General features: G+C 24.6%; 9 protein-coding genes. 6 read left to right on the top strand and 3 right to left on the bottom strand.

Features of this window, described 5'->3' with window-relative positions:
- Window positions 1-156 precede the first annotated feature (156 nt).
- Window positions 157-717 carry a P-loop NTPase family protein gene (locus tag CQA76_RS08515; protein WP_137621234.1) on the top strand — a complete coding sequence of 187 codons (561 nt, stop codon included), beginning with the start codon at window positions 157-159 and terminating at the stop codon, window positions 715-717.
- Between the two features lie 2 nt (window positions 718-719).
- Complete coding sequence (locus CQA76_RS08510) at window positions 720-986, top strand: hypothetical protein (protein WP_137621235.1); 267 nt, start codon at window positions 720-722, stop codon at window positions 984-986.
- Window positions 987-1,238: 252 nt separating this feature from the next.
- Here the strand turns inward: CQA76_RS08510 and CQA76_RS08505 are convergent, their stop codons facing one another.
- The 3 genes from CQA76_RS08505 to CQA76_RS08495 all read right to left on the bottom strand — a co-directional run bounded on the left by CQA76_RS08505 (window position 1,239) and on the right by CQA76_RS08495 (window position 3,943).
- Window positions 1,239-1,823: an N-acetyltransferase gene (locus CQA76_RS08505; protein WP_232364925.1), complete on the bottom strand. Its 585-nt coding sequence runs from the start codon at window positions 1,821-1,823 to the stop codon at window positions 1,239-1,241.
- 174 nt (window positions 1,824-1,997) lie between these two features.
- Window positions 1,998-3,392 (bottom strand): MobP1 family relaxase, encoded by a 1,395-nt coding sequence (mobP1, locus tag CQA76_RS08500; protein ID WP_137622962.1) that lies wholly within the window; start codon window positions 3,390-3,392, stop codon window positions 1,998-2,000.
- Window positions 3,392-3,943: a hypothetical protein gene (locus CQA76_RS08495; RefSeq protein WP_137622961.1), complete on the bottom strand. Its 552-nt coding sequence runs from the start codon at window positions 3,941-3,943 to the stop codon at window positions 3,392-3,394. Before CQA76_RS08495 ends, mobP1 begins: the two co-directional genes overlap by 1 nt.
- Window positions 3,944-4,135: 192 nt before the next feature.
- Here CQA76_RS08495 and CQA76_RS08490 point away from each other — a divergent pair, with 192 nt between their 5' ends.
- The 4 genes from CQA76_RS08490 to CQA76_RS08475 form a co-directional block, all read left to right on the top strand.
- Window positions 4,136-4,417 (top strand): hypothetical protein, encoded by a 282-nt coding sequence (locus CQA76_RS08490; RefSeq protein ID WP_137622960.1) that lies wholly within the window; start codon window positions 4,136-4,138, stop codon window positions 4,415-4,417.
- 28 nt (window positions 4,418-4,445) lie between these two features.
- Complete coding sequence (locus CQA76_RS08485) at window positions 4,446-5,066, top strand: NTPase (RefSeq protein ID WP_137622959.1); 621 nt, start codon at window positions 4,446-4,448, stop codon at window positions 5,064-5,066.
- 3 nt (window positions 5,067-5,069) lie between these two features.
- Window positions 5,070-5,696, top strand: coding sequence for a hypothetical protein (locus tag CQA76_RS08480; RefSeq protein ID WP_137622958.1), 627 nt, complete (start codon window positions 5,070-5,072; stop codon window positions 5,694-5,696).
- A gap of 81 nt (window positions 5,697-5,777) precedes the next feature.
- Window positions 5,778-6,914, top strand: a 1,137-nt coding sequence (locus CQA76_RS08475; RefSeq protein WP_137622957.1) for a DUF5710 domain-containing protein, incomplete at its 3' end; no start/stop codon positions are given.

The following is a 6,914-nucleotide window of genomic DNA, read 5'->3' as shown; positions in this document are numbered from 1 at the left end:
TGAAATTCATACTACACTTAGAAGATTATTTAGAACTTGAAACAAAACTATGACTAAAGTATCAAAGCAAAAATATATAACTAATATTTATTTTTATTATATATTAATAAATATTAGTATATAATATTATACAAAAATATAAAAAGGATTTCTTTTATGATAGTATCTGTTGTAAATAAAAAGGGTGGTGTTGGAAAAACTCCTTTTGCCTTTTCAATTGCTAAAGATTTAGGATGTTTTTTGCAAAGCAATGACAATTCCATTATAGAAAGAATTTATCCTGAAAAAGCAAAAATTTTACCAACCCCAAAAAAAATAGACAATTGTGTTTATGATTTTGGTGGATTTGTAGAAAAAGGAGTATTGGATATTATTAAAGAAAGCAATAAGATTATTATTCCTTGCACAAGTAATTATAATTCATTGCTAAGAACATTAGAAACTTTAAACGAAATAGGCAACGATAATAGAATTTGTATTTTGGTTACAGATTATAGAGATGAAAAGGAAAAAAACCAAATTTGCGAAACTCTTGAAAGTAATTTTACAGATTTAAATCTTTTTTTCTTTAAGTTTTCAAAAATAATTGAAAATTCTATGAGTAGCGGAGCTTCTTTCACTGAGCTTTATAACGAAAACAATCTTTCAAGATTAAGTTATACAAACTTTTTCAATGAATATCAAAGACTTTTAGATTTTATTAGAAAGGATAAATAACAATGGAAAAAAAACCATTTACAATAGCAGAAGCTTTAAACTCTGAAACAAGTTCCCAAAAAACCTATAAGAAAGCCGATAAAAAATCAGCTGGAAGAAAAACTATAGATCAAAAATTAAGAAGAGATAATTTAGTAGTTTGCAGACTAAATGAACAAGAAATGAATATTTTAAAAAAGCTAATGGAGTTAGAATTAGTTAGTGAATATGGCACTTATATAAGAAAATTGATTTTAAAAGAGGCTAGAGCTTTAAATATTAATAACTAAAAATGTTAAAATATCCTTGCAAAAAACAAAACTACAAGGATACAAATGCGTAAAACAAAAAGACAAATTGAAGATGAAAAATATTATGGTGGTCGAAATTTATTTGACTTAATAGAATTAGAATTTACACAAGGAGAAGAAAATGAGCACACAAAAAGATTATAAAAGCGATTTTATACCAAAATCTGCGAAGATTTTAGAAGATTTAAATAAAAACAATAATATTCAGAAAGAATATGATATTAAAATTAATTAGCAAAAGGTAATTACCTTTTGCTTTGATAAATAAATAGCTAAAATAACCAATGCTATTAATGCTATTAAAAGAAAAAACATAAACTTATTTCTTGCTTGAAGAGTATCATTCTTTCTATTCGCTTCATTTGAATTATTTTTATAATATTCTAAAATCTTATCACTTCTTTCTTTTTCATATTGTAATTTTCCTAGCTGATAATATACATCAAGTATGCAAACTTCTTGAATATAATCAAAATCTTTTCTTATTTTTAAATTACTAATCCTATCTATACTAAAACCTGTATTGCTTTCATTAAATATAAAACCTAAATTTTTATATAATTTATCCCTTCTTATATGATTTTTGGGATTTTGTTCATCCACCCAACCTAAAGTACCATAAAGTTTTACTTCTGGAACATAATTTAAAGCAATTTCTAGCATTCTATTTATTATAAATGTTCCTATCCCCAAAGATCTATAATCCCAACGAATCATTATAGAAGAATGAAAACTCCATTTATCGTAATCATATTGTAATGTCCAATGGCTTCTATTTTTATTATCATTTGGGATAACACCTGATTCGTCTTTCAAATATTGATAATCTATAATTGCATATATTTTTACACGGTAAAATTTTTTATTTTCTCCAAATGCTTTTATTTCAAAATCTAATTTAAAACAAGCCTCTTTTCCATTTTTTTAGAAATATAAAATTTGCTGGTATAAATTTCTTGTTTCATTATATTTTATTCCTTCTTTTATAAATTACTCATCTCTTGCAATCTTATTATTCCTAGCACTTGTCCATCGCAAGATATTATCGGTTCTTCTTCGCTCTCCTTGCTGTAGCTGATTGAGTGCATTGATGTGCAAAAGCATTTGAGTTCGTTTTGTGTTAAAAACCATAGGCTGTTTGGACAATACTCGCATAGAGTTTCTTTCTTGGGCAACTTCTCTTCGGATAATTGATTTATTACCGAGCTCTTGTAAGACTCTCTGTCTATATTGTTTTGTATAATCTCTCTCATTATTTACTCCTTTCTCTTGTATAATCTTATATTTTTTCGTTGTTTTGGCGTTGGATTTATTTATCTGTTTCAAATCTTTCTCTCTGCCTATTACTGATACGTCCCAAATAGGTTTTTTAAGTATTTTAGAAACTTCTTGCCATTTATTATTTATTTTAACTTTTTTTCTGATTTCATAATCTTCTTGTCCTACTATTTTAAATCTTGCATATTCACCCCTTAAAACTTTATTTTCTTTTATAACTCTTTCTAAATCTTGCCCCCAAATTGTAGTTATTCCTTTTTTGGTTTTATAACTTACATAATAACTTTTTTTAGCATTTTTATCTGTGCTAAATTGATAATTCGCTTTTCCAAAATCCATAATCTGATAGTAATGCATTTTTATTTTTGGAGTTTGATTAAGTTTATTATTTGTATTTAATTTGACTGAAAATTCTTGATCTATTTCCACTTCTCTTTGCTTTTTGCTTGTAGCTTTTGCTTCAACTCCTAACTCATTTAATGCCTTTGCAAATTCTGCTCTTAAATTTGCTAAATCTGCTTTTTTTGGATTAATTCTTTTACCATTTTTATCTGCGACTTTCAAACAAATATGACAATGTGGATTATCTGTATCTCCGTGAAAAGCAAGGACAAAAAAATTATTTGGATACGATTTTTTTAAAGCAATAATTGCAGCTTGTTGTAATTTTTCTTTCGGTGTTGTAGAATGTTCTTTCATAGAAAAAACCATATTAATAGTATGTCTTTTTTCTTTAGCACCTTCTTTATATAATGGAATAGGAGCTCCTTCATTTTTAAAAATTCTTTTGACTTCTAAAATCTCATCTTTACCTATATATTTATCAAAATCACTGATTATTAATTCTACATTTCCATCACGAGAAATATAATCAAGATGTTTTGAAAGTGCTTGAGAATTTTTAGAACCTGAAGTAATTTTTACAACAACTTCTGTATTTTTTCTAAACATATTTTTACTAACAAGCTTACCTGTTTTTACATCTTTAGTATATTTATTTTTATTTTTATTGATATAATTTAGTGGTAATTTTGAAGCATTTTCTATTTTAGTAAAAACTTTTTTAGCAATTATTTCGTCATCAAATATTTTAACACTACGCGACATTAAATTCTTTCATTATTTTTTTCTATTATAATACCAAGTTTATTAGACAATATATCAATTTTATCTCTAATATTATCGATTGATTTTTTTAAATTATTATCATTTATTTTTACAGAATTTCCGCTCCTAAGAATTTTTAATAATTGATATATATTTTTACCTATTGTGTTAATTTCTGTTCTTGTTTTTATAAACTCATCTATTTCTATATTAGCAAAAAGTTTTTCATTTTTTATGGAGTTTAATAGCAAAAATTTAGCTTGTTTGGTAATACTTGAAAATCCTGTTTTTTTAGAAATTTCTTTTAAAATATTTACTTCATTTTCTGTAAGTTTTAATTTAATTATTTTATTTTCATCGCTTGTATAAAATTTATTTTTAGATATTTCATTATTAATTTTATTTTTTTCATCTGTATCACAAGAATTAAACTTTTTTAATAAAATAGATATTATTCTACTATATGGTACATTTGTTTCTGATTTTATATATTCTAAAATTGTTTTATCATCTTTGCTAATTTTTATGACACAATTATTGTTTTTATTCATTCTCAATTCCTTAGTGAGCCTCGCAGAGTTTTTGCCTTTTATTTTTTTAAAAAGGTAACTTTTTAGGAAATAAAAGGCTATCCTGTAATTATTAAATTATTCAAATTGATTGGTATTCTACACTATTAAACTTTATAAAATATTAATATTATTTTGTAATAATAACATTTACAAAAATTATAAGGAGTTATTATGCTTAAAGAAAGCAAGTTAATAATAGAATTAAAGCGTGAGTATGATGAAAAATTAAAAAAATTACGCCAAAAAGAAAAAGAAAATAAAGAGCGTATATATAAAAAACTTTCATCGGCATTGTTAAAAGACTTTGAAGAGAATAAAGATTTTAAAATTGAATTTAATTTATTGATAAAAAAATTTAATTGCAAAAATACTGAAAAAATTTTAGAAATAATAAATAACTTATATGATTTTAATCATAAAAATAATAAAATAAAAACTGCAAAAAAACAATAAAACAAAAAAATATTATAAGGGAATAAAAATGGAAAAAAATTATAAAATAAAAGTAACAGATGTAAGCGAACTTAATGAGCATTACAAAGAAGCTATACAAGAAGGAACTTACGAGGGAGAAGATGTAAATAAGTTTTTTGATACTATAAAAACTTTTGATGTTGCAGAAAGCTTATTGAAAAAAGATTTTTCAAATCAATATATTAAATTTGATATTATTACTGATAAAGAAAAAATACCATTAAATATAAGACTTGGAGATAAAAATTTTCAAAAAGGTATTGAACATTTAATTAATATTGGTAGCTCTAAATTAGTTAAAGAAAATATAAATCCAGAAGTAAAAAAAGATCTTAATAATCAACTTGGTATTTATAAGCCAAAAATATATGATGAAATGTTAGATGGAACTTTTAAAGCAATAAAAAATTTATCAGAAGTAGCAAATAAAGATGTAGGATTAATGATATTAGAATTTGCAAATTCTTACTCAGAAACTAGAGAAAAATTTGAAAAAAAACAAATTAATAAAATTGGCAAAAAATCATTTTTTAAAGAAAAAATGAATGAGTTTTTCAAAAAAAAACTAAATAAAATTTTGCCAGATAGAGAAATTAGCAATGAAAAAACATACTCACGATCAAGGTAAAAAATGAATTTTGATAATTTATTTTCTAAAACAAGACTATTATCTTATAATAATGATATTGTTAAGCACTATGATAATCTTAAGCTTGTAGGAAAAATTACTCCAAAAATTGCTACATTAGAAATTATTCTTAGAAATAAACTTGACAGTGAATTATCAAAACAAAATGAAAATTGGATAAAAAATTCTAACGATGAAAAAATCAAAGAAATTATTAAAGATAAAAATTTAACTCATCATCAATGTCTTTCTCGTATGGGTTTAGGAATTATTATTTGCTTTATAAAAGAAAATAAACTACAAGAACAAATAATGAATTTAAAAGATAAAGATATAGATTTTAGAAATTACAATCAATATAATAGAAATTTCTTTTTAAAAAATGGTAAAAAAAGAAACTTTGGAAATATATATAAAGTGGATATAGTTCTTAGCTTATTACAAAATCTAAGAAATAGAAGTTATCATTGGGAAAATATTCTAAAAACAAGAGAAAAAAATGGAAAACATTATCCAAGATTAACAACAAAAATCAAAGACACCTATATAGGAATTAATCCGCAAAAGATAGAACTATCCTTAGATGATTTAATTAAAATATTTAATGAAGAACTTCTGAAGTATTGTTAAAAGGTGGGACACAAGGAGTCCCTCGAATTTCGTTTGTAATTATAGCAATAATAATATTAAAGGAAACTAAAAGGATACACAATGCCACAAAAAAGAATTTATCTTTATGTCCCATTTAAAGATAAAGAAAAAGTAAAATCATTAGGTGCGATGTGGGATGAAAAAGAAAAAAAATGGTTTGCTCCAAAAAGCTTAGATAAGAATATTTTTTCACAATGGCTTTATCCACACCAAAAAAAAGAATTTTCATTTGATGAAGGTGAGATTTTAACCACTTTTAAATCTGCTTTAGAAAATCAAGGTTTAATTATTGATGGCTTGCCTATTATGGATGGTAAGATCCATAGAGTAAAAACCACAACAGATAGGGGTAGAGAAATGAGTGGGGCATATAGTGGATTTTTAGATGAATATCCTGCTGGTTTTATTCAAAATTTTAAAACAGGTATTAAAGAAAATTGGAAAATGCCTTTAGAGAATATAAGACAAAACATTGTAAGTTATCAAGCACCTAGTCCAAAAAACTTCAATAATTCTATAAGCAATAATACTAAACATGATATTTTAGAACTTCAGAAAAAAACAGCATTAAAAATTGAAGAAGAATACAATCAAGCCAATTGGGCACATTCAAATCATCCTTATTTAAAGAAAAAAGGTTTTGAAGAAAATTTTTATCTTAAACAAGACAGCAGGGGTTCTTTACTCATTCCTTTAAAAGATGAAAATGGCAAGTTATGGTCTGTGCAAAGAATATTCCCAAATGGCGACAAGATTATTGGCATTATTAAAACCAAAGAAGAGAAAGAACAAGGTATCGAATATTCTGCAAAAAAAACTGGTTGTTTTCATATAATAGGTGCAAAAAGTTTAGAACATTGTAAAGAATTTATCATAGCAGAAGGTTTTGCCACTGCAGCAACCATACACAAAGCACTCAATAAACCTGTAATAATGGGTATAGATGCTGGAAATCTGCCGAAAATAGTTGAAATTTTAAAAAACAAATTTCAAAACATTCCTATTACTTTAATAGCTGATAATGATAAAAAGAGAGAATTAAAAGGATTATCAAACGTTGGTGTAGAAACTGTTAAAGACATTAAACAAAAGTTTTCTGATATTAAGGTTATTATTCCAAAAATTAGCGATCAAGAAGCAGAACAAGGAATAAGTGATTTTAATGATATTTTTTTAAATAAAGGGCTTAATGAAGTT

This window comes from Campylobacter aviculae, from assembly GCF_005406215.1.
GTDB classification, from domain to species: domain Bacteria; phylum Campylobacterota; class Campylobacteria; order Campylobacterales; family Campylobacteraceae; genus Campylobacter_D; species Campylobacter_D aviculae.
This window is presented reverse-complemented; position numbering and strand designations above follow the sequence as displayed.

Bases quoted from the DNA above. Each gene is read 5' to 3' on its own strand.
- CQA76_RS08515 (WP_137621234.1), top strand. From the start codon at position 157: ATGATAGTATCTGTTGTAAATAAAAAGGGTGGTGTTGGAAAAACTCCT.
- CQA76_RS08510 (WP_137621235.1), top strand. From the start codon at position 720: ATGGAAAAAAAACCATTTACAATAGCAGAAGCTTTAAACTCTGAAACA.
- mobP1 (WP_137622962.1), bottom strand. From the start codon at position 3,392: ATGTCGCGTAGTGTTAAAATATTTGATGACGAAATAATTGCTAAAAAA.
- CQA76_RS08495 (WP_137622961.1), bottom strand. From the start codon at position 3,943: ATGAATAAAAACAATAATTGTGTCATAAAAATTAGCAAAGATGATAAA.
- CQA76_RS08490 (WP_137622960.1), top strand. From the start codon at position 4,136: ATGCTTAAAGAAAGCAAGTTAATAATAGAATTAAAGCGTGAGTATGAT.
- CQA76_RS08485 (WP_137622959.1), top strand. From the start codon at position 4,446: ATGGAAAAAAATTATAAAATAAAAGTAACAGATGTAAGCGAACTTAAT.
- CQA76_RS08480 (WP_137622958.1), top strand. From the start codon at position 5,070: ATGAATTTTGATAATTTATTTTCTAAAACAAGACTATTATCTTATAAT.